Raw genomic sequence first — 26,869 nt, 5'->3', positions numbered from 1 at the left:
TGCTCACTCAGCCCGATGACCGCATTTCACTTGCAAGCGCGATAGCATCCCGGCTCGGCGGGCGACCGAATTCACGCGAATATTCACGGCTGAACTGGGTCGGGCTTTGGTAGCCAACTTCGTGCGCCGCCGCCGTGACACTGTATCCGGCCGCAATGAGCAGGGTGCGAGCCTGCAGGAGCCGGATCTGCTTCTGGTATTGCAAGGGGCTCAGTGCAGTAGCCGCCTTGAAGTGGCGGTGAAAAGCCGACACGCTCATCGCGGCGCTGCCGGCGAGGTCTTCTATGCGCAGAGGTTGCGCGTAGTCGCGGCGGATTTGCTGAATGGCCAGATTCACCCTTGCCAGAGCGCTGTCCGGCAGCGCGATATCGCGCAGCATCCATCCCATCGGACCCTGCAGTACGCGGTAGAGAATCTCTCGTTCGTAAACTGGCGCCAGTGCCGCAATATCTGCGGGTTGCTTCATCAGCCTGAGCATCCTCACCCATGCATCAAGCAGTTCGCGCGTGACTGGCGCGACGGAAAATGCGCGTGCGTCACCAAGACGGTTGGCAGTATCGGGCAGATCCCCCAGGAGGTTGGAAATGATCCTGGCGTCCAGCGTCAGGCTGACCGCAAGATAAGGCGCGCCATCGGCGGCGGCATGGACTGTGCCTGCTGCCGGCAGGTCCACCGACATGACGAAGTAAGTGGCCGGATCATAGTGCAGGCAGCGTCCGCCCACTGTCATGGATTTTCCGCCCTGCAAGATCAGGTTGATCATGGGATCGTAGACGGCCGCCAATTGATGCTGTGGTATCGCCCCCTGCACCATGGCTACGCGAGCAATACCGGTTTCAGTACGGCGATTTTCGGCACCCGCGGCCAGCGCGCGCAGCTCTTTGAGTTGATCATCCATGGCTGGATTAAACCGTAGCGGGACCAGGTTGGCAATAAAGAAGCAGGAACAGGCAGATTTAAGGCATGAACCGGCAGGCTTGCCCGGGCCCGATTCTCTATCGTTGAGGCTTCTCGTCACCCCTTGCCGTAGCCATCGATGAATCAATCGAATATCGTCCTTATCACTGGCGGCAGCCGTGGCATCGGCGCCGCCTCCGCACTGGAATGCGCCCGATCGGCATGCTGCTCTCCCGCGAGGGCGGTGGGATCAACGGACAATCTATCGAAGTCGCGGGTGGCTACCTCGTCTGAATCGAAAAGGAGAAACCAGCATGTTGGACCATGTATTTCTGTCAGTCAGCGATATGGAACGCTCCGTCGCTTTTTACACTGCCGTGCTCGCGCCGCTCGGCGTCGTCAATCGGCATGACTATGATGGCAAAGACGGGCCGCCGGGCCACCCCGACTTGAAGGGTTTCGGCGCCAACGGGCGGATGTTCTTCTGGCTGCGCGAAGGTGTGGCCGACGGCAGGGCGGCCCATGTCGGTTTCGTCGCGCATAGCCGTGAACACGTTGACGCGGCGTATGCCGCCGCCATGATGGCCGGCGCTACCGACAATGGCCCCCCGTCGCCGCGCCTCTACTATGACCCACGCTATTACGCGGCCAATGTACTGGACCCGGACGGCTATAGCCTGGAGTTCGTCTACAAGAGCTGGCAGCATGAGGAGCGGTGATGGCGGAGGCGATGGAGATCACCACTTTTCACTTGAGCCGGGGCGTGACGATGAAGGACTTCATCGCAGCCAATACCGATGTGGATGAATGGCTTAAAAGACAGCCCGGATTTATCCTGCGTCGGATGAGCCAGCGAAGAGATGGCCTGGTGACGGATATGCTCCTGTGGACTTCGGTGGCCAACGCTGAACGCGCTGCGCGCGGCATCGTTACCGAGCTGGCCGGTTCGCCTGTGCATGCTGCTATCGACCACTCCACGGTCGAGTGGTCAGTCGGGCTGTGCCGGCATCGTATTAACTAAGACTTCCGCAATCGGCCAGAAGAGGCCATCCCCTTAAAAAATGCCCAACGAAAGATTGGGCTTTTTTTATGAGCTGAAAGAAGGAATACGAACGGCGCTCATAAAGAATCGGGCAATTCAACTGGCTTTCATAGTCCAATTGGACTATGTCAAATCGGAATTATTGCTGCTAGCCTACGGCCGGATTTTCTTCTTTAAGTTCCTCCCTTATGGGCGCCAGATGGGTGCGCCATAACTTATTGTGGTCATGCTGCAGTAAATCAGTACAACAACAATTCAGCGACGGATCGCTCGCCAATCGCACCTGGCTGAATCAAAAATAATCAAAAAAAATACCGAACCGCCTGGGGCGCAAATGAAATACAAATTAATGTCTGGAGATCGCAATCTGTGTTCATTCCTTATCCGTATTGTGTTCTTGTTGATGTCCTGCTTGGTTTGGATCAACCCTGGACATGCCGCTGTGCTGCTTCCAACCGGCACCGCTGGAGTTGCATATTCCTACAGCATTGTTATTCCCTCAGATGATCCAAGCTGCAGTTCTGGCATCAATTTCAATGGCCGCCTACCAACGGGAATGGGAATTTCATATTCAGGTTGTACGCTAACTTTCATGGGTACACCCAGAAATACAGGTAGCTTCTCAATGACGTTTAAAGCCGTCGGTTCATCTGGTGTCTCTACCGCCTATCAATTAAATATCGAGGCCTTTGCTACAAGCATCGCGTTGTCCACCTCTGCCACATCGATCAGCTATGGCAATCAGGTAACGCTCTCTGTAGCCCTTCTCAGTGGTGCTGCGGCGACGGGAAGTGTGACGTTCAAAGATGGTGCCAATACAATCGGATCAGCAACGGTGAGCGGAAATGCGGCGTCATTGTCGATCAACACGCTCAGCCCCGGGACGCACGATATTACGGCTGTTTACTCGGGTGACAGCTACAACGCCACAGTGACTTCCAGTGCTGTTACCGTTACAGTCAGCAAGGTGCCGCCCACTATTTCGGTCTCCGCTTCAAATACGGCCCCTTCAGCAGGAGCCAGTGTCAGCATCACTGCTAACCTGAATAGCCCTTTGCCTGTCACTGGCACGGTTATTTTCAAAGATGGCTCAACCACGCTTGGTAGTGCCTCTGTCTCAGGAACATCCGCCACATTCAGTACCTCATCGCTTTCAGTTGGGTCACATTCCATCACGGCTGTCTATGGCGGGGATGCTTATAACCTCACTGTCACTTCAAGCGCTGTCAATATCAATGTCATCGCTGCACCGACCCTCACGCTCAGTACGAGTCTGTCGTCGGTTACGCTCGGTGGCAGCCTTACCTTCACTGCATCGCTTGCGACGGGAGCCTCGCCTACCGGCACAGTGACGTTCAAGGACGGAGCAAGCACGCTAGGCAGCGTCTCTTTGTCCGGAACAACGGCCAGTTTCAGTATCTCTGCCTTATCTGCCGGCCAACATTCAATTACCGCTATTTATGGCGGTGACGCCAATAACCTGTCAGCTACCTCCAGTACCGTCGTTGTGACCGTGACTGCTTCACCCGGTCTGACACTGACCGCAAGTCAGTTAACCATCAACGTGGGCACTGCCGTTACTTTGACAGCCAACCTCAGCGCAGGCGTTTCGCCGACCGGTACGGTCACCTTCAAAGATGGTGCCAATACAGTCGGTAGCGCCAATGTCGTCGGCTCATCCGCTTCTCTGGTACTTTCCAACCTCGTTGCCGGGACCCACAGCCTGACAGCGAGTTATGCGGGCGACGCTAACAACGCCATGGCGAACTCTGGCGTAGTCACGGTTGTGGTGAATGCTTTGGTTCTCACTCCCTCCGTTACCAGTGTTTTACCAGCGAGCGGGCCTGCAGCCGGTGGCACTGCGGTCACACTCAGTGGCAGCAATCTGGGCGGTGTCACTTCCGTCTCTTTCGGTGGTACTGCGGCAACCATAGTGGCCAGCTCCCAAACCAGTATTACCGTGACTACGGCAGCACATGATGCAGGTACGGTGGATGTCGTACTTGCCAGCAGCTCCGGCACGATTACGGCAAGCAAGGCTTACACCTACGCAGCCTTGCCAGATCCGACCAAAAACGCTGCCGTGATTGCCGGGCTGACTGCGCAGGCACAGTCGGCAAGGATGTTCGCCAATACCCAACTCGGTAACTTTACGCAGCGCCTCGATTCCCTGCGCTCTGGCCGGGCTTCTTCCTCCTTTGGCTTGACGTTCAATAACCGCGCGCGTGATGTTGCTGCAGAGACGGCCTGGGCCAGGAATGGCGACGTTGTGGCCAGCCCGGTTATTTCTGATTCATTGCAATCCGCGAATTTGCGCAGCTTGCGTCATGGCTTGAAGAAAACGGCCCTGGGTGCCGAAAAGAGCACACCTGACGAGGCAGCAAAAACGGCCAGTAACAATTACAACCTGCCGGAGATGCCTTCTGGTAGTGGCGAGATACCTCAGCCTTTTTTGCTATGGATAGGCGGGGCGGTTGATTTTGGAGAGCAAAAACCAGGTGTCGGCCAAAATGGCCTGCGCTTCACCACCAGCGGTATCAGCTTTGGGGGCGACTATCGTCTGGATGAAAAGCTGACGCTTGGTTTGGGCTTTGGATATAGCCGTAGCAATAGCGATACCGATAACTTGGGCTCGAAGAATATTGGTCAAGGCATGTTCACGGTCATCTATGGTAGCTATCGCCCCGTGAATCATTGGTACATCGATGGCATCCTCGGTTATGGTTCACTCGACTTCGACCTGACGCGCCATAACGTCGCAGACGGCGGCAGTGTCAAGGGATCACGACGGGGCAGTCAGAAATTCGCCTCGCTGACGAGCGGGTATGAGTTTGAGGGTGAGTCCTGGATGCTGTCCCCTTATGGTCGTCTCGATCTGGTACGTAGCAGTCTCAATCCATTCAGTGAGACTGGTGGAGCCAGCGCCCTCGCATACTCGAAACAAACGATCAGCAGCGATGCGGTCTCACTTGGTTTGCGCGGTGAAGTGCGCCATGCGCTTGATATCGGTACGCTGGTGCCACAGGCTCAGATTGCCTATCAGCAAGGGCTGCAGCACAACGGCCGCGCCGGTATTTCGTACGCCAATCTTGCCGATGCGGGGCCTGCGTATTTTGTATCCGACTCGTCGCAAGATAATAAGCAGTGGCTTTCCAACCTGGGCTTCAGGCTATTGCTCAAGTCCGGCATGACAATTTCCATGTATTACAGCCGCAGCATCGCCAACGCTTTGGTGAGTGCGCAATCAGTGTCGTTGACGCTCAGTGGCAGGTTTTGAGCTGCAGGGTAGTTGATTTGCATTGAAGACTGATTCACTCTCCCAAAAACTTTGCATCCAAAGTTGACCCATGTTCAGAGCACAACCCTGCTCATGAACGCGGGCGGGCGAATGGGGAGATAGACGGACCCCGCCGGGAGCATTCGGCGCGGCCGCATCAGCGATCGCATCTGCGTTCAGGAAATACCCGGTAGGTTCGACAGTTCCCGCAACACAGTTAGCCAAGCGCGGCGGGCGATGATGGAGTGCCGTGCACCGAGTCTGCAATCAGCTCAAAATCACGCGTCACTGCATTCAGTGCCTTTGGGCATGGCATGCAGTGGTGGACGTAGTCGGCCATCAGATAAAGATAGTAAGAAATACTGCCGCAGATTTTTTATCGAGGCGACGGGGTCGTAATAAAGTTGAGGATACTTAATATTTCGTCCTGATCTGTATTAAACCACTCATCACCAGGCGCATCTTCCTTCCATCTTCCTCGCGCTTTCAATACGGCATGAATCGCATCTTCAACTTGGGCGACCCGCCGGACTTTCCAACTGCCCAGAATTTCCGGCTTTTCGAAGAAGCCTGCCCCTTTGCACTGGCTGTACACTCTTGTTTCCGCATCTGCTGCCGCAGTCATACCGATCTTGATCGGAAAAACCGCGTTTGATTTCTTGAGAACAGGAAAGGTAAACGCATAAATCCATCCGTTGAATTCCACATCCACTAATTCTTCAATTTCCTCGTCCTCATCTTCCGCAGCTTCTTGGGTGACTTCCTTGTCAGATTTCAGGCGATACAAGCCTGACTGTCCGAGCCAAACAAATGGAGATTCTCTTCCGCGTTTTGCTCTTAGAGAGGTAAAGAATCGGATTCCGCTACCGACTTGATTGAGCTTCCCTTCGGCATCACGAGCCGGGTAGCTCAATGCCATTTGCTCCTCGGTGAAGTATTGGGGCAGAAGGCGACTGATGACCGTGTTCAGCTTGAAAGGATCGCCAGTCAGGGCTTCAGGCTCGCCAGCAATTTCTGGCAGCAGGTGATAGCGTGCGAAGCGGTAACAAAATGACGCATTGGGTTCGAAAGGGAATGGCAGTGGTTTCATTATGTTTGCTGCTTCTAAGTTTCATTGGGGGGCTGGGAAGCGATTGTTCTTTACGCCAATATGATGCCAGCAGCCTTGAGTCTGTCCATAGGATCGTTGATCCCAAATTGCCATCCTGCGGGCATTTTGTTTTTGAGTCCAAGCGTGACATCCAAGTGGAAGCGCTCCTCGCTTGAAATCATGGCGATCAACAAGTTGCGCTCGATCATCTCGGCGACCGCCTCGATGGAACTGCCTTCGCGAAACATCCGTAACGCCTGGTCTCGGAGCAAAGCACAGGGAACTACGTGTTCTCTACGGTGGGCCCCTTTGAGAGAGCTTCCTATACGGACGTAGTCATCATGGACCAATACCTCGAATATGCGTGAATGAATTCCGAGAACGCCTTCCTCATGATGCCCGTGAATTACTTGAGCTGCTCGGAGAATGGCCCGTTTTTTCTTTTGCTCGGTTGTATAGCTCTGATTCATTGGTAGGGACGCTGCGAAGGCAGGAAGGTGTTGAGTCAAGGTCGTGAGCGATAATCACGTAGAAGAGTCTGAATTCTTCAGGGCCGCTATCTCGCCTCACCATGAAATACGGCTTAAAGTAATTTTTAATAATAGCAATTATTTGAAAAGGGGAGCTCATGGGAAACAAAATCTCATTGCCAGGCAATTGGGTATGCGACGGCAGGGAATTGAAGCCGAAATCAGGGGCATCCTCGTCCAATACGTGGCTGTTCGACGGCAAGGAAATCAAACCGAAATCGGGAGCATCGTCTTCGAATACCTGGATATGGGATGGGAAGGAGTTGAAACCAAAATCGGGTAGCAATTCTTCCAATACGTGGATAATAGAGGGCAACAGGGTCAAACCGAAAAGCGGTGCCTCATCGTCAAACACCTATGAGGCAGGCGCTGGATCCATATTAATCATCGCCGGACAGCTGGTATTGAGGCTCTGGTAAATGACCCTGCAGGACGGACAAAGAATTTTTGTAATGCTGGAGGACATCAAAAAAACACTCTGGGCAAGCTCTGAAAAGCTGCGTGCCAACATGGACGCAGCTGTCGCTACTGGCGTTATATGCGATTAGGTCCATATTTGCAGGCGACCATGTCTGCTACCGGTCAGAAGAGGACTATGCATACGTCATCCGGGGGCATGTTCTAATACGGCCACACGCGAATCGTGGGAAACATAAAAAATGGCATATACCCTTCAGGCATTCGTTCTGCCGCGATCTTCTTTAGAAAAAGGAGACTCAGCCGTCTTTCCGGGTTTGGTCGAGTTAAATCAGGGGTTGGCTATGATTCCCATTACAAGCGCTCTGCGAGCGGCCACCGGCATTCCTTTCCTTCCTCTGACGGAGGGTGGTGAAATAGCTATGCCACAGTCATTGATTGTTCTTTGTAAAAAAATCGATCTTCCAGGTCCGGTCCTATACTTGGAAGCCGAATACTTTGGTGGCGTCGGGACACAAGCGTATGCGGTGATCAACGGCGGCGAATTGGTTTCAGCTCCGGTTGTCGGTGTTGACGCAATTAATTCGGCGCTCGCTTTGGTCGGCGTCAATGTCTCCGGCGATCAGGATAGATTTGGCGCTGTGGGACTGAATAAATATCGCGATACGGATCAATGGGTTCCAAGATCGTAGACGTCTGCAATCGGCCAGAAACAGACAATCTGCACTGGCGGAGATTCGCCATATATCAATCACAACGAATTAAAAATATGTCCATTTTTTTCTGGAAGCATTTGCGGCGTGCTCTACATCTGATCCTGCCGTGACCTGCGTCGGTAATTTGTAGCCAGTCAGGCAGTGAGTCGGTTGTCGATCATATTCGATTCCAGCCAAGTTCGACGGACCGTAGCTGGAGGTTGGTAGTTATGTGCGCTATGCGGCCTGCGCTCGTTGTAGAACTGACGCCATCTTTCAATCAGCACTTTCGCCTCTGCCCGGCTGCGGAACCACTCCCGGTTAAGCAGTTCGTCACGCAGTTTGCCATTGAAGCTTTCGACGAATCCGTTCTGCCATGGACTGCCTGGCGCAATGAAGGCGGGACCAACGGAGGCATCCCGCAGCCAGCGCATGACCTTGGCCGCTGTGAACTCGGCTCCATTGTCCGACCGAACGTAGGCCGGCTTTCCATGTAACCGCATCAAGCGCGAGAGCGTCAGGATGACGTCCTGAGAACGCAAATTGGCAGCAACTTCGATGGCCAGGCATTCCCTGGTGTATTCATCGATCACGCACAGCATCTTCAATGAGCGTCCATCCACCATCTGGTCATGAACAAAGTCGTAGCTCCAGACCGAATTGGGCTTGGTTGCTCCAGGTAGCCGAATGTCGTTGCCGCATCGACGCCTGCGAGGCCGCTTTCGGGGGATGCCTAGTTTGAGCGCGCTCCAGAGTCGCCGCACTCGGGACTCGCCCAAGGCCAGCCAGGCAGACATACGCCGATAGCCGAATCGAGGGACCTCTTGCGACGCCGCGATGAGCTGCTGCGTCAGGCTCCGATCCTTTTCTGGTTGTAGCAACTGATAACCCGCTATCCGCCGGCTCAGATCCAGATAGCGACATGCCTTGCGTTGCGACAGCCCCCGACGAGTAAGGACTTCCAGCGCTTCGCGCCGGCCCGCGGAGGTCATCATTTTTTTCGGCTTAACTCCTTCAAGCCATCAATCACCAGCAACTGTTCCGCCACCATGCGTTTGAGCTTGTCGTTCTCGGACTCAAGCTCTCTGAGCCGCCGGGCATCCGAGACATCCATACCGCCAAACTTGTTTCTCCAGCGGTAAAAGGTCTGCTCAGTAATGTTGTGGCGCTTGCACAGATCTACCGTCGCAATCTCCTTGCTCTCTGCTTCTCGCAAGATGCTGATGATCTGTTCGTCCGTAAATCGCTTCTTCATTGAGTTCTCCTTGGCGTTAGCATAAAGAACTCACTTATCCGGTGGCTACAAAATTCGTCTCAGGTCAGCCGACGATATTCATCCTTCTCCAGTCGGGATGCATGGTAACCATGAATGGGGTGACATTGACGGAAGAGCAGCTCCACAAGACAAAGAGGATTGTGGTGGTCTCACTCGCAGCAGACTCCGTGACGTACTATCGGCAGCTTCCGAGCGTGGTACAACGAACCGCGAACGTTTCTTCGTGGCAGTTGGACGCGCAATTTGCGGACCGTTTCGCCAATGGCGTAAGCAGTGCTCTTTCCATTGCAGCTGTTCCGTACAATGGAGAACGGCGCAGCGAATTGGGTAAAGTATATGAATCTGACGCCAGGCTCAGGGCAAACCGTTTTAACTGGGAGGGAATCAAGGCTCCGATTGAAGCCATTGCCAATGAAACCAAATCAGATCTCGTGCTCCTTTTATTGAAGGATTCATTTCAGGATCCGACTGCACGATTTCGCTTTGAGACCAGGGGACTTGCCTTATCTGACAATAGCGCGACGTGCGTGGCATTTGCCCATATGACCCTTATTGCATTGATCCCTGGACAAGCCAAGCCAGTAGCCGGCGCAAACGTCTACGTAACCAACACTGACGGTCGAATTGTGTCTTCGATGAGGAGAGTTCCGGAAGCCGCTTGCCGGACCAATCTCGATGAGTGGAGCATCGGACTGCAGGAATCACTGCGCAAGGTATATCTGGAGATCATTTCGGAGAGGATGGCCAAGGAAACAAGCTGGCGTCTGGCGCCTTTCTAACGTTGATGCAGCGCCCCTTCATGCTGGAAGCCGGAACCGGCCAATAGCAGTCGTCCTCAAGCCAAGCGAAGGAACTGATTGGGAGTAAGAAATAGATGAAGACTGAGGATTTTGTGTCTGCATGGGCTCGTGAGAAAGATAGCTTTGTGCAGATGTTCACGAACGTAGACGAGGAGTGCATGGTATCGACTCTGCTGAAAAGCATGGAGCTCTCGCCGCAGCAGCAAGAGATTTTTACCAAACTGATGGATACCGCGTTATCGGATGTTTTTATGCTTTGCTATTAGGGCTTGATGGCGCCGCGAGCATTGGCGGAACTCAACATACATTTAGCATTCTCGGAGAAGGCAATCTTCCCATTGGAGCTTCTGGTGAGATAGAAGCCGCTGCTTGGCGTCACTTTCACTCAAGTTAATTCTGGGTCCGCAATCGGCCCAAAGCGGACTTCATACAACGTCTTGCAGAAAATCTAGGGGACTGTAAATGCTCAAACTGCTCAGTAGACTTTGGGGACGGAATTCGGGCTCCTCACAGGTGCACTCTGTGGAGGAGGAAGAAATTCTTTCGGACGCACAAATTATCAAAGAATATTGGCCTGTCTCAGAAGAGGATAATCAGGCGTTAAGACGTTTCGTCCGACTAATCACTGTTCAATTAGGAGCGGAGGAAAGCGACCGCTTGACCACATTGGTTATGTCAGTCCGAGAGCCCGGCGACGCAATCGAAGCCGGCATCAACGCCATACTTGATGAAGACGGACAGCGGCGGGGCAAGTGGGTCTTGATACAAGTCGATTGGAAAGCAACCGAAGAAGTAGAGTGGCAGGCGAATGAACTGCTGACTGCTGCCGGGATTGCCGAAACCTGGCATATGGAAAACGGAACGAAAGCGACTGTTCCGCATGCGCTAGTAGAGTTTTCAATCTGGGTCAGGCCGAGGGGATTTCGGTTGCTCCATCTCGACTTGGGAGACGATTCCTATTACGCCTTGCTCGTGCGGGAGGACCAATTGGAAGAGATCGTTCTAGCGGCGGAAGATGCTGGTCTTGACGTTCAAGAATCAGATGATTTTGAGCGTGAGCAATTGGGCGATTGTTGATTTGCCAGAGAAATTGACCTGCGGTGATTTCGTCGGTCACAAGTCCAAGCGAAGTAGAAGGTAGCGGTGCGTGGTCGAGGAACGGACGAGACCGAGTTTCAAGGAGAGGGCGGTTCAAGGCCAGTCAGGCTACAAGAGCGTAACGACGACGGAAATCTACGCTCGAAGGCGGCGGGCCAGAATGTGATGCCGACTAAATGAATTTGCCGCCTTTAGTGCAAAAGATTGCAGAGCAAAGCCAGAATTGCAAAAAAGCGGCCTGCATCGCTGCAAGCCGCTTTTTGTTCTGGTGCTGATGGGCGGAATCGAACCGTCGACCTACTGATTACGAATCAGTTGCTCTACCAACTGAGCTACATCAGCAAAAGTCCGCGATTATAGCGGGTTCTTTCGTCTTCTTCCACTCCCCCCGGGAAATTTCCCCAGAACCAACCCCAACGGGCAGTACAGGGCCGCAATACGCCGCTCCCAGCCCAAGAACCGCGAGGCAAAGCGCGCAAAGCCCTCAGCCATCAATCTTCTTGTCCTCCTCCTTGGCCTCTTGCATGGCGTCCGGCTCCAGCTCCTCGGCCGAACGGTTGCAATAGATGAAATATCCCCACGCCGCCAGCAACACGCCCGTACCCACCAGCAGCGCCGCTGCATAGATCATGTCAGCCGCTTCTTCATGCGCGGCGCGGAAGGTCATCACCAGCCCTTCGATGGCCAGCGCCACGATCACCACCACAAAAAACCGCGACAGGAAACGCCGTACCCGCGTCGGGGCGCTGATGTTGGCGTCGCGCACCACCTCTTCCTCGGTAATGGTCTCGGCAATCTGAAAAGCCACCACCGCCGCCGCCAAAATGCCGATGGCCTCGATCAGCGCCTGCGCCTGGGGCAGGCCCAGGCCCTCCGTCACCGCCTCAAATCCCATGCTCGCGGCAATGGCAATGAGCGCCAGCGCGCCCAGCGCAAACAAGACCGCGATCACCGCATGCACCACGCCAAAGACCGCCGTGATCTGTTTCATTGATTCCTCCCGTTCGTTTTTGATGAGCGGTTGGACTGATGAGGCGGTCAAAGGTTGTCACAGTGACGCGACCTTGAATATTGCCATGGAGAATCATTGGGGCAAGAGTGCCGTGCGGCGGGCATTGCAGGGCTGTTGATGAGCTGGCCTTCCGTCATTCTTACAGCGTTTTCAGACGAGCCGGGATGGCAGGCCTGGTCAGGTCGGCGCAAGATCGAATTACCCGCAGTGAACGTATCCATCACCTGCCCGCAGAGCATCGAGTGGCGGGCGCAACCGGACAGGAGGCCATCATGCCGCAGACCGCATGGAGCAACAAACGCGAACGCCAGTACGAACACATCAAGTCCGGTGCCGTCAAACGCGGCACCAGCACCCGGCGCGCCGAGGAGATCGCCGCCCGGACCGTCAACAAGGAACGCGCCCAGCACGGTGAATCCAAAACAGCCAGCAAGACGTCCACCCAGGACATGGCGCCCTCGCGCCGAGGCGGCCTGCGCTCACATTCCGGCGCAGGCGGCCGTACCTTCAAGCAGCTCTATGCAGAAGCGAGTGAACGCAGGATCAAGGGCCGTTCGTCAATGAACAAGGCCGCCCTGGAAAAAGCCCTGTCCCGCTGAACGGCATCACGGAGCAAAAACTAAGAAACCAGTCCGTGGCCCTGCATCCATAAACTAAGTAAACCGGCAGCAGCCGTAAATAATTAAAACAATATGCGATATCGCTGCGGCCGGCCTTGGACAATACTCAACGGTACAAAAGCCCCTTCAAACGACAACGCCCCCGACAAATCGGGGGCGCTGCATTTTTTACCTACCCTGAAAACCAGCCAGCAAGCCAGCCAGCAAGCCAGCCAGCAGGGCAGGGCGACCAAATTTACTTGGTCACGGCCAGCACGGTACGCTGTCCACCCTTGTAGGTGTACAGGGTCAGCGAACCGTCCTTGACATCGCCCTTGGCATCAAAGGCGATCACGCCGGTCACGCCCTTGTGGCTGATCTTGGCCAGTTCGGGCAGGTATTTCTTGGGATCAGCGGAGCCGGCCTTGGCCATGGCGTCGGCCACGGTCATGGTGGCATCATAGGCATAGGCTGCGTTGTAGACCACGTCGATGCCGAACTTCTTCTTGTAGGCTGCGCGGAAGTCATCCATGCCCTTCTTGCCGGAAGCGTCCACGCCACCGGCTTCGGCGCAGATCACCTGGTCTTCGCCCAGGCCATCACCGGCCAGGCCCGGCAGGGAGCCGGTACAGATGCCGTCGCCGCCCATGAACTTGGCGCCGATGCCCAGCTGCTTCATCTGGCGCAGCATCGGGCCGCCCACGGCGTCCATGCCGCCGAAGAAGATCACGTCCGGCTTCTTGCCCTTGAGCGAGGTCAGGATGGCATTGAAGTCGGTGGCCTTGTCATTGGTGAACTGGGTACCGACGATGGTGCCGCCGGCGGCCTTGGCGCCCTTGGCGAATTCTTCTGCCACGCCCTGGCCGTAGGCGGTACGGTCATCGATCACGGCGATCTGCTTGGTGCCCAGCTTCTGCACGGCATACTTGCCCAGTGCGGCGCCCAGCTGCGCATCGTTGGCCACCACACGGAAGGTGGTCTTGAAGCCTTGCTGGGTATACTTCGGATTGGTGGCCGAGGGGGACACTTGCGGGATGCCGGCATCGCTGTAGATCTTGGAGGCCGGAATGGTGGTGCCGGAGTTCAGGTGGCCGATCACGGCGGCGACCTTCTGGTCGACCAGCTTGGTGGCGACCGCAGTGGCTTGCTTGGGATCGGACGCATCGTCTTCACCCAGCAGTTCGAACTTGACCTTCTTGCCGCCAATGGTGAAGCCCTTGGCGTTGAGTTCTTCGACGGCCATGCGCGCGCCGTTCTCGTTGTCCTTGCCCATGTGGGCGTTGGGACCGGAGAGCGGGCCCACGTGGGCGATCTTGATGACTTCCTGGGCATGCGCGGCGCCTGCGAATGCCAGACCGATGGCGGCAGTTAATGGAATAATGGCGCTCTTGAATTTCATAACACTCCTCTGTAGATTGGATTGACCACTTTTAATGTTTTGTCTCACAACACAGTTATTCAGATCCTTGTTGCGGCGACCAGGCGGACTGCTTTGCTTTCGTCTCCGACTTTCTGAATAATGCGACGGTACAACATAAGAATCGGCCAAGCCAAGCAATTTTTGTGAGGCCGGCCTGAACCATCATCCTCGACTCTGTCCCATGGCCGCCAAACTTCACACCCTCGACAAGGTGGATCGCAAACTGCTCAACATGCTGCAGAAAGACAACCAGATCTCCACACGCGTTCTGGCTGAAAAACTGCACATCTCGCAACCGACCTGCCTGCGCCGCATCCGCGAACTGCGCGAGGCCGGCATCATCAGCGCCGAAGTGGCCATGGTCGATCCCTTCGCCCTCGGCTACGGCATGCTGGCCTTCCTGGAGATCTCGCTGAACAACCAGTCCGACCAGCACATGCAGGACTTCGAACAGCGCATGGCCAAGGAAGCCGAGGTGATGCAGTGCTATTTCGTCTCCGGCGAATATGATTACTTCCTGGCGGTCCATGTCATCGACATGGATGCCTACTATCAGTTCGTCAGACGTGTGATCTCGGGATCAGGCAATGTGCGCCACTTCCAGTCGCGCTTCCCCATGAAGCGGGCCAAGTTCACCACCCGCATCGCCTTCGATGAAAAGGCGGTTGAGGTACAGGTGCGCGTGCCCGGCTGAACGCTCGCCGCCTGCCCGCGCGGGGCTGGCGGCCAAGCTCATCCATTGCGGTTTTGTTAGATTTCGCGGCATCCATCCCTCGGGATGCAGCCGGATTTACTAACTTTTTCATTTTGCTGGATCGTGATCCCGTTGTGCAGGAGTGTTCGCTCGGCAGGGCAGGCACGTACTTTGCATTGCAGTGCGGTTGTCAGTTGTGTTATTTTCGGGGCATCCCGCAGTGTGCGATGAAGAGGTCTCCCGCCACTGCATCTTCGCTGAAGCAGTACCGTGGTCACCAGCAACAAGAGCGGACACAGATCAGCACCCAGCGCCGGCGCCCGTGTGGCCGGCCCGCCAGCAGCACCCGCAATCCCTATCATCCACCGTCCGCGGCCCATGCCGCAGGGCGCAGCCTTGCCCGGTGCCGCAGGTCCTGCGACGCCCTCCAGCCACCCTTGCAGCCCGCTGCAGAACCACAGAAAGGAAATCCCGCACGATGCACGAAGTCGAGTTATTCATCCAGGACATGGCCATCATCATGCTCATTGCCGGCATTGTCACCGTCGTCTTCAACAAGCTGAAGCAGCCGGTGGTGCTGGGCTACATCGTGGCCGGCGTGATCATCGGTCCGCACACGCCGCCCTATGACCTGATCCAGGATGAGAAGACCGTGCACATTCTGTCGGAGCTCGGGGTGATCTTCCTGCTGTTCTCGCTGGGGTTGGAATTCAGTCTGAAGAAGCTGGCCAAGGTCGGTGCCACCGCCTTCATCGCGGCAGCGGCCGAGATCCTGCTGATGATCTGGATCGGCTACGAGATCGGCCTCTACTTCGGCTGGAAGCGCATGGACGCCATTTTCCTGGGCGCCATGCTGGCCGTGTCCTCGACCACCATCATCGTCAAGGCCTTGAACGAACTGGGCATGAAGAACGAAAAGTTCGCCCAGATCATCTTCGGCATCCTGATCGTGGAAGACATCCTCGCCATCGGCATGATCGCGCTGCTCTCGGGCGTGGCCACCAGCGGCTCGGTGGATTCCACCGAGGTCTTCACCACGGTGGGCAAGCTGGTGCTGTTCATGACCGTATCCCTGGTGGTGGGCATCGTGGCGGTGCCGCGCCTGCTGAGCTTCATCGCCCGCTTCAAGAGCAATGAAATGCTGCTGGTGGCCGTGCTGGGCGTGCTGTTTGGTTTCTGCCTGCTGGTGATGAAGCTGCAATACAGCGTCGCCCTGGGGGCCTTCCTGGTCGGCGCCATCATGGCCGAATCGCGCCAGCTGCACCGCATCGAACGCCTGGTGGAACCGATCCGCGACATGTTCTCGGCCATCTTCTTCGTGGCCATCGGCCTGCTGTTCGATCCCAACGTGCTGGTCAAGTACTGGATGCCGATCACCATCATCACGCTGGCGGTGGTCTTCGGCAAACTCATCAGCTGCGGCCTGGGTACCTTCGTGGCCGGGCAGGGTGGCCGCACGCCCATGCGGGTGGGCATGGGCCTGGCGCAGATCGGCGAGTTCTCCTTCATCATCGCCGCGCTCGGCCAGAGCCTGAAGGTCACCAGTGATTTCCTCTATCCCATCGTGGTGGCGGTCTCGGCGGTGACGGCACTGCTCACCCCCTACCTCATCAAGGCAGCCGATCCGCTTTCGGCCAAGGCCGTCACGCTGGTGCCGGCGCGCGTCTCGGGGCTGCTTGGCATGTATTCGCGCTGGCTGGAAAGCCTGCAGCCCACCGGTGACCGCGCCGAACTTACGCGCATCATCCGCCGCATCCTGATGCAGGTGATGGTGAACCTGGCGCTGGTGATTGCGGTATTCCTGGCGGGCGCTTTCTTTGTGGACGGTTTGTCGCGCCAGCTATCGGCTTGGACGCCTGATCCGGATGTGCAGAAGGCCATCATCTGGGGCTGCGCGTTGGTGATTTCCTTGCCCTTCCTGATTGCCACCTACCGCAAGCTGCAAGCGCTGTCGATGCTGCTGGCCGAGGTCAGCGTCAAGCCGGAGTTCGCAGGAGCGTATACTTCCGGGGTGCGCAAGGTGGTCTCGGAGGTCTTGCCCATCATGTCCATCGTGGGCATCATGCTGCTGATCTTCGTGCTGAGCGCCAGCATCCTGCCCCCGCTGAACCTGCTGGCCTTCGTGCTGGCCGCCGCTGCCGGGCTGCTGTGGTTGCTTTGGAGCAAGCTGGTCAAGCTGCATTCGCGCCTGCAGATCGCGCTCTTCGAGACCCTGGACGAACAGCCGGATGACGTGCATTGAGCATTGCCGATCCCGCACGTTGAGAATTTTTGCGTTGCCAAAAAGGGAACGCCCCCGTTTTTATTTACGTTGAACTGAACCATCATGACTCAAGACGAACTCAAGCAAGCCGTGGCCAAGGCCGCCATCGATTACGTGGTTGACGGCGAAATCATCGGCGTGGGCACCGGCTCCACCGCCAATTTCTTCATCGACGAACTGGGCAAGATCAAGCACCGCATCAAGGGTGCCGTGGCCTCTTCCGAAGCCACTGCCGAGCGCCTGCGCTCGCACGGCATCACCGTGTTCGATCTCAACGAGGTCGAGACCATGCCGGTCTACATCGACGGCGCCGATGAAATCAATGGCAGCGGCGCCATGATCAAGGGCGGCGGCGCTGCACTGACGCGCGAGAAGATCGTGGCGTCCGTGGCGCAGAAGTTTGTTTGCATCGCCGATGGTTCCAAGCTGGTGGATGTGCTGGGTACTTTCCCGCTGCCGGTGGAAGTGATCCCGATGTCGCACGCCGTGGTGGCCCGCAAGCTGGCCGCACTGGGCGGTGAGCCACGCCTGCGCCTGAACAAGAATGGCGACGGCAAGCCGCTGGTCACCGACAACGGCTGCTACATCATCGACGTGCTGGGCCTGGCCATCACCGATCCGGCCGACATCGAAGACAAGATAAACAACATCGTCGGCGTGGTTACCAATGGCCTCTTTGCGCGCCAGGGCGCCAATGTCTGCTTGCTGGGGACAGCCGAAGGCGTCAAGAAACTGGAGTTCTGAGCACTTCCGTTTTCTTTGTCCCAGACAAAAATGCCCGTGTCGCAGGACACGGGCATTTTTTTCATCTCGATGATGTCAGGCGGATGCGTCAGGGCTGGCCGGCCTTGGCCTCATCCCGCGCAATCACCACGGTCATGCGCGCCGGATCGATGTACTTGCGCACGGCCGCATTCAATTGCGCCAGCGTCAGGTCGGCCAGCTTCAGGTCCAGCTGCTGCTGCCACAGGAAGCTGCGGTCCAGGTTCATCAGCGCGCTCCAGCTGGTGGCGATGCCGCCATCGCCGGCACGCTGCTGGTTGCGCTGCTGCAGGATGCCGGACTTGGCGCGCAGCAGTTCCTCTTCGGTAAAGCCATCCTTGATGAGGAGGGCAATTTCCTCGCGCACGGCCGCGTCGACCTTGTCCAGGTTCTGCGGGGCAGCGATGGCGCGCACGCTGAAGTAGCCTGCATCGCTGATGGCACCGACCTGCAAGCCGCTGTTGATGCCATAGGACAAACCATCCTTCTGGCGGATGCGGTCGGCCAGGCGCGACTTCAGGCTGGAGCCGCCGAGCAGGTAATTGGCCACGGCCAGTGCCGGATAGTCGGGGTCGTCATCGCGCAGGCGGACGTTCTGGCGGGCCAGGTAGACACCGTTTTCCTTGTCCGGCGTATCGATGAGGATGCGCTTGGGCGGGATGTCGGCCCAGCTCTGCAGTACACGCGCATAGGGGGCGGCACTGGTCCAGCCACCGAAGGCGGCATCAATGGCCTTGCGTGCAGCTTGCGCATCGAAGTCACCGACCACGGCGACTTCGCCATAGGAGGCACCGTAGAAGCGGCGATGGAAAGCTTGCACCTGTTCCAGCGTCACCGCCTGCACGGCAGCGATGCGTTGTTCCAGCGTCTGCGCAGCGCGCCAGTCGCCGTCCGGGTAATGGTTGAAATGCAGTTGCAGCGCTTCGCCGGCACGCGCGTCCGGCTCCTTGCGCGTGGCTTCCAGCGCGGCCACGGTCTCATTCTTCAACTGCGCAAATTCGGCAGGGTCCATGCGCGGATGGCGCAGCACTTCGGCCACCAGCGCAAACGCCGGGACCAGATTCTCGCGCGTGGTCTGGAAGCGATAGACGTTGCCGTTGATCTTCAGGCGCGTGAATTCATCGGCCAGTTGGCGGCGATCCAGATCGCGCGTGCCGCGCATGAGCATGGCCGCCGTCAGCGAGGCGACCGCACGCTGGCCGAACAGGCTCTCGGCATCGCCAAACTCCAGGTTCATGCTCACCGACACCGTCTGTCCACGCGACTGCTTGGGCAGCAAGGCCAGCTTCAGTGCGGTATGGGGCGGCTGGCCTGGCGCTACGCGGGTGGTGCGCTGTTCGATGTTGCCCGGCGCCGGGTCGAAGGCTTCGCCCGAGGCGATGGCCGGGCGCGGCTGGTATTGCGCCAGCAGCGATTCCACGCTCGGGGCGGGCGGGACCTCGGCACGCTGCGGATGATCTTCCGGCAGGTAGAGACCGACCGTACGGTTATCGCGGCGGAAGTAGCGGCCAGCCGCCGCAGCGATGTCAGCACTGGTCAGGCGCTGTTCCAGGTCGCGCTCGATGAAGACCAGGCGCCAGTCACCGCGTGCAATCGCATTGGACATCGCCACTGCCATCTGCTGTGGATTGTTTTGCAGCGTCTCGAAGTTGTTGGCGCTCTCGCGGCGCAGGCGCGCCAGTTCCTCGGCCGTCGGCGGGGTGGTGCTGAAGGATTCGACGGCGCTGATCATGGCCTGCTTGACCGGTTCGATGTCAGCGCCTGCCTTGACCTGCGCCACGATCATCTGCAGCCCCGGCGCGTAGCCGCTCAGCGGCATCGCATAGACCTGCGTGGCCAGACCTTTTTCCACCAGCAGCTTGTGCAGGCGGCCATTGGGCGTGTCGGTCAGGATGTCGCTGGCAAACGAGAGGGCGGTAGCATCCGGATGCAGCGCGGAGGGCATCTTGTAGCCCAGCGCCACCAGTTGCAGGTCGCCCCGGCGGCGGATGGCGAATTGGCGTTCGCCATCCTGGGTCGGCTCCACGGTCCAGAATTCAGGCAGCTTGCGTTTGGGCTTGGGCAGGCGGCCGAAGCTCTGGTTGACCCATTGCAGCACCTGCGCCGGATCGAACTTCCCGGCAATGAGCAGTACCGCATTGTCGGGCTGGTAGTAGGTGCGGTAGAAGGCTTGCAGGTTCTCGATGCGCACGTTCTCGATGTCGCTGCGCGCGCCGATGGTGTTGCGGCCATAGCTGTGCCAGTCGTAGGCCACGCTCTGCATGCGCTTCAGCATCACGCGCGAAGGCGAGGTCTCGCCGGATTCAAACTCGTTGCGCACCACAGTCATCTCGCTGTCGAGATCCTTGCGCGCGATACGGGAATTGACCATGCGGTCGGCTTCCATGGCGATCGCCCATTGCAGGTTGTCTTTGCCGGCCTCGAAGGTCTCGTAGTAGTTGGTGCGGTCCAGCCAGGTGGTGCCGTTGAAGTTCATGCCGCGCTTGCTGAATTCCTGCGGGATCGCCGGGTTGTGCGGCGAGCCCTTGAACATCAGGTGTTCCAGCAGGTGCGCCATGCCGGTCTCGCCATAGTTCTCGTGGCGCGAGCCGACCAGATAGGTGATGTTGACCGTGACCGTTGGTTTGGAATCGTCCGGCAGCAGGAGCAGCTTGAAACCATTGGCAAAGCGGTATTCGCTGATGCCCTCGGCACTAGGGCCCTGCGTGACGCCGGGCGGCAGCGCCGCTGCAGCGCTGGCCGCCGGGCCGGCCGTGGCCGCGTGGGCCCAGGGGGAAACAAAAGTAAGGCCGAGACTGACGGCAAGCACGGCAAGGCGCAGGTGACGCAGGGACAAGATGAGCTCCAGCGGGAAGTCGGTGGGGAATCAAGGTTCGGAGTCGGCATTGTAGACGAGCCGGCCGCCGCGATGCGTCAGCCAAAACAAACGCCGCCGTGGCGAACCAGGGCGGCGTTGCAGCCTTGCGCAAGCGATCAGGTCTATTTACTCGCTCGGCGGCACGTAACCGGCGGCGGCATCGGCGCCTTCGCCGAAGAAGTGCTTTTCCATCTGCGCGGCCAGGTACTTGCGGGCGCGGGCGTCGGCCAGCATCAGGCGGTTTTCGTTGACCAGCATGGTCTGGTGCTTGAGCCAGGCGGCCCAGGCTTCCTTGGAGACACTTTCATAAATGCGCTTGCCCAGCTCGCCCGGATAGGGCGGGAAGTCCAGGCCTTCGGCTTCCTTGTTCAGTTTGATGCAGTGGACCATGCGTGCCATGTCGATTCCTTGGTTCGTTAAGTTGAAATGCCTGGGACGGGCGGGCCAGCGATTGGGGGTCAGCGGTTGAGCCTGCTCACGTCCTGACGGAAAAATGATTAATACAAATTCTTGATCAGGACCTGCGACTTGCGCTGCCAGTTGTAGATCTGCTGGCGATCCTGCGGCAGGTCGTTGACACCGGCCAGCACGAAGCCGCGCTTCAAGAACCAGTGCGAGGTACGAGTGGTGAGCACGAAGAGCTTGGTCAGCCCGGCTTCGCGCGCACGGGTTTCGATGTGCTTCAGGATACGGTCGCCGTCCCCCTGGCCTTGCACTTCCGGGTTGACGGTGAGGCAGGCCATCTCGCCCATGCGTTCCTTGGGGAAGGGATACAAGGCAGCACAGCCGAAGATGACGTTGTCGTGCTCGATCACGGAGAAGTAATGGATTTCCCGCTCGATCAGTTCGCGGCCGCGCTTGACCAGGGTGCCATCGGCTTCCAGCGGTTCGATCAGCTTGAGGATGCCGCCCACGTCCTCGATGGTGGCCTGGCGCAGGCTTTCCAGGTTTTCGTAGGTGACCATGGTGCCCACGCCATCGTGGGTGAACAGTTCCAGCAGCGCCGAGCCATCGGTGGAGAAGGGCACGATGTGGGCGCGCGAGACGCCCGCATTGCAGGCCTTGACCACGCTGGCCAGGTAGAAGGCCGCATCCGCAGGCAGGAAGCCGGCCGATAGCACCGCCTCGGCCTGGTGCGAAGACAGCTCGCGGATTTCAGCGCCGCCGGCATCCTTCATCAGCGGGGTTTCCGAGAGGAAGATCAGTTTTTCGGCGCGCAGCGAGATGGCGGCCGACACGGCCACGTCTTCCATGGTCAGGTTGAAGGCTTCGCCGGTGGGCGAGAAACCCAGCGGCGAGAGCAGCACGATGCCGCCGGCGTTCATGATGGGCTGGATGACGTCGGCGGCGATCTTGCGCACTACGCCGGTCAGTTGCAGGTCCACGCCATCGATCACGCCCATGGGGCGGGCCGTGACGAAGTTGCCGGAGATCACGCGGATGGCCGAATGCGCCATGGGGGTATTGGGCAGGCCCTGGCTGAAGGCGGCCTCGATGTCCAGGCGCAGTTCGCCGGCGGCTTCCTTGGCGCATTCGAGGGCGGCGCTGTCGGTCACGCGCAGGCCGTTCTGGAAGCGCGCCTCGACATTGCGCAGGGCCAGCTGTTCGGCCACCTGCGGACGCGAGCCATGCACTACCACCACGCGGATGCCCAGCGCATGCAGCAGCGAGAGATCCTGGGCCAGCACCTGCAAGCCGCCGGCCGTGACCAGCTCACCCGGGAAGGCGACCACGAAGGTCTTGCCGCGGAAGGCGTGGACATAGGGCGCGACGGAACGCAGCCAGTTGACGAATTCGGTCTGTTTTTCCATGACGCGCATTATAACCAGCGTCGCGGCGGGCCGTAGGCTTGCGGGCCGCATCGGGGCAGATTTCTTGTGCGGATGTTGCAAAGCGGAGCCAACCGGCCCGCAAGCGGCCTCCCAAACCTGCACCATCGGCCGTCCAGCCGCACGCAGCCTGACCGGGCGGGCGGTGGCAGGTATAATGTCGGCCTCATGTCCGTTACCAAAGCACCCAATACTCCCCCCGGCGGCCAGGCGCAGCAGAACCCGCAGCAAGATCGTCCGCGCGGCCCGCGCGAGCAGCGAGGTCCGCGTCGCACCGCCGCCGAAGCTGCCGTCCATGCCGCGCCGCCCGTGCGCAATCCGCTGCCGCCGGTCACTTTCCCCGAAGAGCTGCCGGTTTCCGGCCGCCGCCACGAGATCGCCGAGGCCCTGCGGGCCCATCAGGTCATCATCGTCAGCGGCGAGACCGGGTCCGGCAAGACCACCCAGCTGCCCAAGATCTGCCTGGAGCTGGGCCGTGGCGAGAAGGGCCTGATCGGCCACACCCAGCCGCGCCGTATCGCCGCCTCTTCCACCGCCAAGCGCATCGCCCAGGAACTCAATTCGCCGCCGGGCGAGCTGGTCGGCTACAAGGTCCGCTTCAATGACACGCTGTCCAAGGGCGCGTGGATCAAGCTGATGACCGACGGCATCCTGCTGGCCGAGACGCAGACCGATCCGCTGCTGCGCCAGTACGACACCATCATCATCGACGAGGCGCATGAACGCAGCCTCAACATCGATTTCCTGCTGGGCTACCTGAAGCAGTTGCTGCCCAAGCGCCCCGACCTGAAGATCATCATCACCTCGGCCACCATCGATGCCGACCGCTTCGCCCGCCATTTCGGCCGCGAGGTCAAGGGCGAGCTCGTGCCGGCCCCGGTGATCGAGGTCTCGGGCCGCCTGTATCCGGTCGAGATCCGCTATCGTCCCATCGACAATGCCGACCGCAGCGGCGTATCGACAGAAGTGGCCCAGGCGCGTGCGCGCGCCGAGGGCCGCGCCAGCCAGGCCCAGAAGGACCGCGAACAGCGCGACCTGATGGATGCCGTGGTCGATGCCGTGGACGAACTGGCGCGCATCGGTTCCGGTGACGTGCTGGTGTTCCTGCCGGGCGAGCGCGAGATTCGCGATGCTGCCGAGGCACTGCGCAAGCATCATCCGCCGCATGTGGAGATCCTGCCGCTGTTTGCGCGGCTCTCCGCCCAGGAGCAGGAGCGCGTCTTCAAGACCAGCAATGCCCGCCGCATCGTGCTGGCGACCAATGTGGCCGAAACTTCACTGACCGTGCCGGGCATCCGCTATGTGGTCGATGCCGGTCTGGCCCGTGTGAAGCGTTACAGCTACCGCAACAAGGTCGAGCAGTTGCAGATCGAACCGGTGGCGCAGTCGGCCGCGAACCAGCGAGCCGGCCGTTGCGGCCGGGTGGCGGCGGGTGTGTGCATCCGCCTGTATGACGAGCAGGATTTCCTGCAGCGCCCCAAGTTCACCGATCCCGAGATCCTGCGCTCCTCGCTGGCCTCGGTCATCCTGCGCATGAAGTCGCTGCATCTGACGGATGTGGAGAGCTTCCCCTTCATCGAACCGCCGCTGGGCCGCGCCATTGCCGACGGCTACCAGCTGCTGCAGGAACTGGGCGCGGTGGAAGAGCAGGGCGGCGTCAACCGCCTGACGGCGCTGGGCAAGCAGCTGGCCCGCCTGCCGCTGGACCCGCGCGTGGGCCGCATGATCCTGGCCGGCCGCGACAATGCCTGCCTGACCGAATTGCTCATCATCGCCGCAGCGGTCTCGGTGCAGGACCCGCGCGACCGGCCTATGGATGCGCAGAATGCCGCCGACAACGCCCACAAGAAATTCGCCGACGAGAAGTCGGAATTTGCCAGCTATCTCAAGATCTGGAAGTGGTTCGAAGAGGCCATCGCGCACAAGAAATCGAATCGCCAGTTGCAGGAACATTGCCGCGAGAATTTCCTCTCGCAATTGCGCCTGCGTGAATGGCGCGATGTCCATTCGCAGCTGCTGACCATCGTCAAGGAACAAGGCTGGCGCCTCAACGAAGCCCCGGCCACCTACGATCAACTGCACCTGGCCCTGCTGACCGGCTTGCTGGGCAACGTCGGTTTCAAGAGCGAAGACGATGCGCAATATCTGGGCGCGCGCGGCATCAAGTTCAACATCTGGCCCGGTGCGCACCTGACCAAGAAGCCCGGCCGCTGGGTGATGGCGGCCGAGCTGGTCGATACCGCGCGCCTGTACGCGCGCTGCGTGGCCAACATCCAGCCCGAGTGGCTGGAAAAACTCGGCGGCCATCTGCTCAAGAAATCCTGGGGCGAGCCGCGCTGGGAAAAGCGTGCCGCCCAGGTCACCGCTTCCGAGCGCGCCACGCTCTATGGCCTGGTGGTGTACAGCCAGCGCCGCATCAATTACAGCAAGATCAACCCGGCTGAAGCGCGCGAGATCTTCATTCGCGATGCGCTGGTCGGTGGCGACTTCGAGACGCGCGCGCCGTTCTTTGCGCACAACCAGAAGCTGGTGCGCGAGATCGAGAACCTGGAACACAAATCGCGCCGCCTCGATGTGCTGGTGGACGATGAACTGATCATCGGTTTCTACGACAAGCTGATCCCGCACGACATCTGCAACGGGGTCGATTTCGAGAAGTGGCACAAGGAGGCGACTGCCGCCGATCCCAAGCTGCTGTACCTGAACCGTGACGACTTGATGCGTCACGAGGCAGCGGGCGTGACCACCGAGCTCTTCCCCAAGACCATGAACGTGGCCGGCATCGCCATGGCCTTGAGCTATCACTTCGAACCCGGTGCGGCGCGCGATGGCGTGACCCTCACCGTGCCTCTGTATGCGCTCAACCAGGTCTCCTCGGATCGCTGTGACTGGCTGGTGCCGGGCATGTTGAAGGAGAAGGTGCACCTGCTGCTCAAATCCCTGCCGCAGAAGCTGCGCCGCCATTGCGTGCCGCTGCCCGATTACGCTGCGCGTTTCTGCGAGCGCATGGAAGAGCGCAAGACCTTCGGCCGGGGCAACCTGATCGACGCCATCATTGCCGACATCCGCGAGCAGATCACGATTCTGGTGAAGCCCAGCGACTTCAAGCAGGAGACGCTGTCGGCGCACCATGCGATGAACTTCAAGATCGTCGACGAGCATGGACGCCAGCTGGAGATGGGCCGCAATCTCGCAGCCCTGCAGGCTGAATTCGGCGGGCAGGCGCGCCAGCAGTTCCAGAAGCTGGCCGAGCAGGTGGCCATTGCCCCGCGCGAGGATGAGGACAGCGCCGCACCCGCGCCCGCTGCCGCACCCGGCAAGTCCGGTCCGAGCGCAGCCCCGGCGGCCCCCGCCTCAGTGGGCGAGTACAGCAATCTCACCAGCTGGAGTTTTGGTGAATTGCCCGAGCTGCTGGAGATCACGCGCGGCAGTGGCAAGCAGGCACAGACGCTGATCGGCTTCCCCGCGCTGGTGGATCGCAAGACGCATTGCGACCTGGAAGTCTTCGATGATCCGGCCGAGGCGGCGCGTTTCCACTACGCCGGTTTGCGCCGGCTCTTTGCCTTGCAGATGAAGGAACAGCTGAAGTATCTGGAGAAGAACATTCCGGGCCTGCAGCAGATGGGCATGCAATTCATGGCGCTGGGTTCGCAGGAAGAATTGCGTGAACAGATCCTCAATGCCGGCCTGGAACGGGCTTTCCTGCAGGACCCGCTGCCGCGCAACGCGGACGAATTCAACCGCCGCCGTGATGAGGGCAAGGCGCGGCTGGGTTTGCTGGTCAACGAGATTGCGCGCCTGTGTGGCCAGGTGCTGGCGGAGTACCATGCGCTGCCCAAGAAGCTGCAGGGCATCAAGGCCCATGCGGCTGCGGCGGCTGACATGCAGGCGCAGTTGGCGCAACTGGTGGGCAAGCGTTTCGTGGCGGAAACGGACTACGGAAATCTCAGCCACTATCCGCGTTACCTCAAGGCCATCAACGTGCGGCTGGACAAGCTGCGCGCCGATCCGGCCCGCGATACGCGCCTGCTGGCGGAGTGGAATTCGGTGGCCTTGCCCTACCAGCGCGCCCTGAAGGACCGCGCCGGCCGGGTCGATCCCAAGATGACCGAGTTCCGCTGGATGCTGGAGGAACTGCGCGTGTCGCTTTATGCGCAGGAACTGAAGACGCCCATGCCGGTGTCGGTGAAGCGGTTGCAGAAGGTGTGGGAGAGCATGCAGCGGTGACGGGCCGACCGTGGGCTGGAGGCGTTCTGCAGAGCGCTTCCAGTCTGCATTTCAGCCGATTTCGTCCATTTTCGCGTAAAATGC

At 58.9% G+C, this 26,869-nt stretch carries 22 protein-coding genes and 1 tRNA gene; 12 read left to right on the top strand and 11 right to left on the bottom strand.

Annotated elements, in window-relative coordinates:
- Nucleotides 1-7 precede the first annotated feature (7 nt).
- Nucleotides 8-898 (bottom strand): AraC family transcriptional regulator, encoded by an 891-nt coding sequence (locus ACLRDN_RS18505; RefSeq protein ID WP_413457476.1) that lies wholly within the window; start codon nt 896-898, stop codon nt 8-10.
- 313 nt (nt 899-1,211) lie between these two features.
- Between ACLRDN_RS18505 and ACLRDN_RS18500 the strand changes: the two genes are divergently transcribed.
- The 3 genes from ACLRDN_RS18500 to ACLRDN_RS18490 all read left to right on the top strand — a co-directional run bounded on the left by ACLRDN_RS18500 (nt 1,212) and on the right by ACLRDN_RS18490 (nt 5,216).
- The gene (locus ACLRDN_RS18500; RefSeq protein WP_413457475.1) at nt 1,212-1,616 is read left to right on the top strand and encodes a VOC family protein; all 405 of its coding nucleotides are present in this window, start codon (nt 1,212-1,214) and stop codon (nt 1,614-1,616) included.
- Nucleotides 1,616-1,918: a hypothetical protein gene (locus ACLRDN_RS18495; protein WP_413457474.1), complete on the top strand. Its 303-nt coding sequence runs from the start codon at nt 1,616-1,618 to the stop codon at nt 1,916-1,918. The genes ACLRDN_RS18500 and ACLRDN_RS18495 overlap by 1 nt, the downstream gene beginning before the upstream one ends.
- A 355-nt stretch (nt 1,919-2,273) precedes the next feature.
- Complete coding sequence (locus ACLRDN_RS18490; RefSeq protein ID WP_413457473.1) at nt 2,274-5,216, top strand: Ig-like domain repeat protein; 2,943 nt, start codon at nt 2,274-2,276, stop codon at nt 5,214-5,216.
- Between the two features lie 376 nt (nt 5,217-5,592).
- Here the strand turns inward: ACLRDN_RS18490 and ACLRDN_RS18485 are convergent, their stop codons facing one another.
- From ACLRDN_RS18485 to ACLRDN_RS18475, 3 genes are all read right to left on the bottom strand, one after another.
- Complete coding sequence (locus ACLRDN_RS18485) at nt 5,593-6,306, bottom strand: GIY-YIG nuclease family protein (protein WP_413457472.1); 714 nt, start codon at nt 6,304-6,306, stop codon at nt 5,593-5,595.
- 50 nt (nt 6,307-6,356) lie between these two features.
- Nucleotides 6,357-6,554 (bottom strand): hypothetical protein, encoded by a 198-nt coding sequence (locus tag ACLRDN_RS18480; protein ID WP_413457471.1) that lies wholly within the window; start codon nt 6,552-6,554, stop codon nt 6,357-6,359.
- Nucleotides 6,555-6,696: 142 nt separating this feature from the next.
- Nucleotides 6,697-7,191, bottom strand: a complete 495-nt coding sequence (locus ACLRDN_RS18475) for a hypothetical protein (protein WP_413457470.1) — start codon at nt 7,189-7,191, stop codon at nt 6,697-6,699.
- 304 nt (nt 7,192-7,495) lie between these two features.
- Between ACLRDN_RS18475 and ACLRDN_RS18470 the strand changes: the two genes are divergently transcribed.
- Nucleotides 7,496-7,945 (top strand): hypothetical protein, encoded by a 450-nt coding sequence (locus tag ACLRDN_RS18470; RefSeq protein WP_413457469.1) that lies wholly within the window; start codon nt 7,496-7,498, stop codon nt 7,943-7,945.
- Between the two features lie 158 nt (nt 7,946-8,103).
- Here ACLRDN_RS18470 and ACLRDN_RS18465 read toward each other — a convergent pair.
- Nucleotides 8,104-9,203 (bottom strand): IS3 family transposase gene (locus ACLRDN_RS18465; protein WP_413457468.1). Its coding sequence is split into 2 segments (ribosomal slippage): nt 8,104-8,951 and nt 8,951-9,203, totalling 1,101 coding nucleotides; the frame shifts between segments, so codons are not numbered across the junction.
- A gap of 101 nt (nt 9,204-9,304) precedes the next feature.
- Here ACLRDN_RS18465 and ACLRDN_RS18460 point away from each other — a divergent pair.
- The 3 genes from ACLRDN_RS18460 to ACLRDN_RS18450 all read left to right on the top strand — a co-directional run bounded on the left by ACLRDN_RS18460 (nt 9,305) and on the right by ACLRDN_RS18450 (nt 11,101).
- Nucleotides 9,305-10,003 (top strand): hypothetical protein, encoded by a 699-nt coding sequence (locus ACLRDN_RS18460; RefSeq protein ID WP_413457467.1) that lies wholly within the window; start codon nt 9,305-9,307, stop codon nt 10,001-10,003.
- 95 nt (nt 10,004-10,098) lie between these two features.
- Nucleotides 10,099-10,290: a hypothetical protein gene (locus ACLRDN_RS18455; RefSeq protein WP_413457466.1), complete on the top strand. Its 192-nt coding sequence runs from the start codon at nt 10,099-10,101 to the stop codon at nt 10,288-10,290.
- 196 nt (nt 10,291-10,486) lie between these two features.
- Entirely contained in the window at nt 10,487-11,101 is a 615-nt protein-coding gene (locus tag ACLRDN_RS18450; RefSeq protein ID WP_413457465.1) for a hypothetical protein, read from the top strand.
- A gap of 287 nt (nt 11,102-11,388) precedes the next feature.
- On the opposite strand, the gene ACLRDN_RS18445 is transcribed toward ACLRDN_RS18450, so the two are convergent.
- Together ACLRDN_RS18445 and ACLRDN_RS18440 are read right to left on the bottom strand one after the other, a co-directional pair.
- A tRNA-Thr gene (locus tag ACLRDN_RS18445) sits at nt 11,389-11,464 on the bottom strand.
- 142 nt (nt 11,465-11,606) lie between these two features.
- Nucleotides 11,607-12,113 (bottom strand): hypothetical protein, encoded by a 507-nt coding sequence (locus tag ACLRDN_RS18440; protein WP_413457464.1) that lies wholly within the window; start codon nt 12,111-12,113, stop codon nt 11,607-11,609.
- Between the two features lie 293 nt (nt 12,114-12,406).
- Here ACLRDN_RS18440 and ACLRDN_RS18435 point away from each other — a divergent pair, with 293 nt between their 5' ends.
- Entirely contained in the window at nt 12,407-12,733 is a 327-nt protein-coding gene (locus tag ACLRDN_RS18435; RefSeq protein WP_413457463.1) for a plasmid stabilization protein, read from the top strand.
- A gap of 256 nt (nt 12,734-12,989) precedes the next feature.
- On the opposite strand, the gene ACLRDN_RS18430 is transcribed toward ACLRDN_RS18435, so the two are convergent.
- Nucleotides 12,990-14,132 (bottom strand): branched-chain amino acid ABC transporter substrate-binding protein, encoded by a 1,143-nt coding sequence (locus ACLRDN_RS18430; protein WP_252695452.1) that lies wholly within the window; start codon nt 14,130-14,132, stop codon nt 12,990-12,992.
- 202 nt (nt 14,133-14,334) lie between these two features.
- On the opposite strand from ACLRDN_RS18430, the gene ACLRDN_RS18425 reads away from it, so the two are divergent.
- From ACLRDN_RS18425 to rpiA, 3 genes are all read left to right on the top strand, one after another.
- Nucleotides 14,335-14,847: an Lrp/AsnC family transcriptional regulator gene (locus ACLRDN_RS18425; protein WP_008331218.1), complete on the top strand. Its 513-nt coding sequence runs from the start codon at nt 14,335-14,337 to the stop codon at nt 14,845-14,847.
- A 478-nt stretch (nt 14,848-15,325) separates the two neighbouring features.
- Entirely contained in the window at nt 15,326-17,089 is a 1,764-nt protein-coding gene (locus ACLRDN_RS18420; RefSeq protein WP_088754804.1) for a cation:proton antiporter, read from the top strand.
- A gap of 84 nt (nt 17,090-17,173) precedes the next feature.
- Nucleotides 17,174-17,854 carry a ribose-5-phosphate isomerase RpiA gene (rpiA, locus tag ACLRDN_RS18415; RefSeq protein ID WP_039784469.1) on the top strand — a complete coding sequence of 227 codons (681 nt, stop codon included), beginning with the start codon at nt 17,174-17,176 and terminating at the stop codon, nt 17,852-17,854.
- A gap of 88 nt (nt 17,855-17,942) precedes the next feature.
- Here the strand turns inward: rpiA and ACLRDN_RS18410 are convergent, their stop codons facing one another.
- From ACLRDN_RS18410 to argA, 3 genes are all read right to left on the bottom strand, one after another.
- Nucleotides 17,943-20,708, bottom strand: a complete 2,766-nt coding sequence (locus ACLRDN_RS18410; RefSeq protein ID WP_413457462.1) for a M16 family metallopeptidase — start codon at nt 20,706-20,708, stop codon at nt 17,943-17,945.
- Between the two features lie 147 nt (nt 20,709-20,855).
- On the bottom strand, nt 20,856-21,128 hold the full coding sequence (locus ACLRDN_RS18405; RefSeq protein ID WP_008331210.1) for an oxidative damage protection protein: 273 nt from the start codon (nt 21,126-21,128) through the stop codon (nt 20,856-20,858).
- A gap of 98 nt (nt 21,129-21,226) precedes the next feature.
- Nucleotides 21,227-22,540, bottom strand: coding sequence for an amino-acid N-acetyltransferase (argA, locus tag ACLRDN_RS18400; protein WP_413457461.1), 1,314 nt, complete (start codon nt 22,538-22,540; stop codon nt 21,227-21,229).
- Nucleotides 22,541-22,726: 186 nt separating this feature from the next.
- Here argA and hrpA point away from each other — a divergent pair, with 186 nt between their 5' ends.
- The gene (gene hrpA, locus ACLRDN_RS18395; RefSeq protein WP_413457460.1) at nt 22,727-26,785 is read left to right on the top strand and encodes an ATP-dependent RNA helicase HrpA; all 4,059 of its coding nucleotides are present in this window, start codon (nt 22,727-22,729) and stop codon (nt 26,783-26,785) included.
- The last annotated feature ends 84 nt before the right edge of the window (nt 26,786-26,869 follow it).

It is taken from the genome of Herbaspirillum huttiense, from assembly GCF_047300815.1.
In the GTDB taxonomy this organism is placed as follows: domain Bacteria; phylum Pseudomonadota; class Gammaproteobacteria; order Burkholderiales; family Burkholderiaceae_D; genus Herbaspirillum; species Herbaspirillum huttiense_A.
This window is presented reverse-complemented; position numbering and strand designations above follow the sequence as displayed.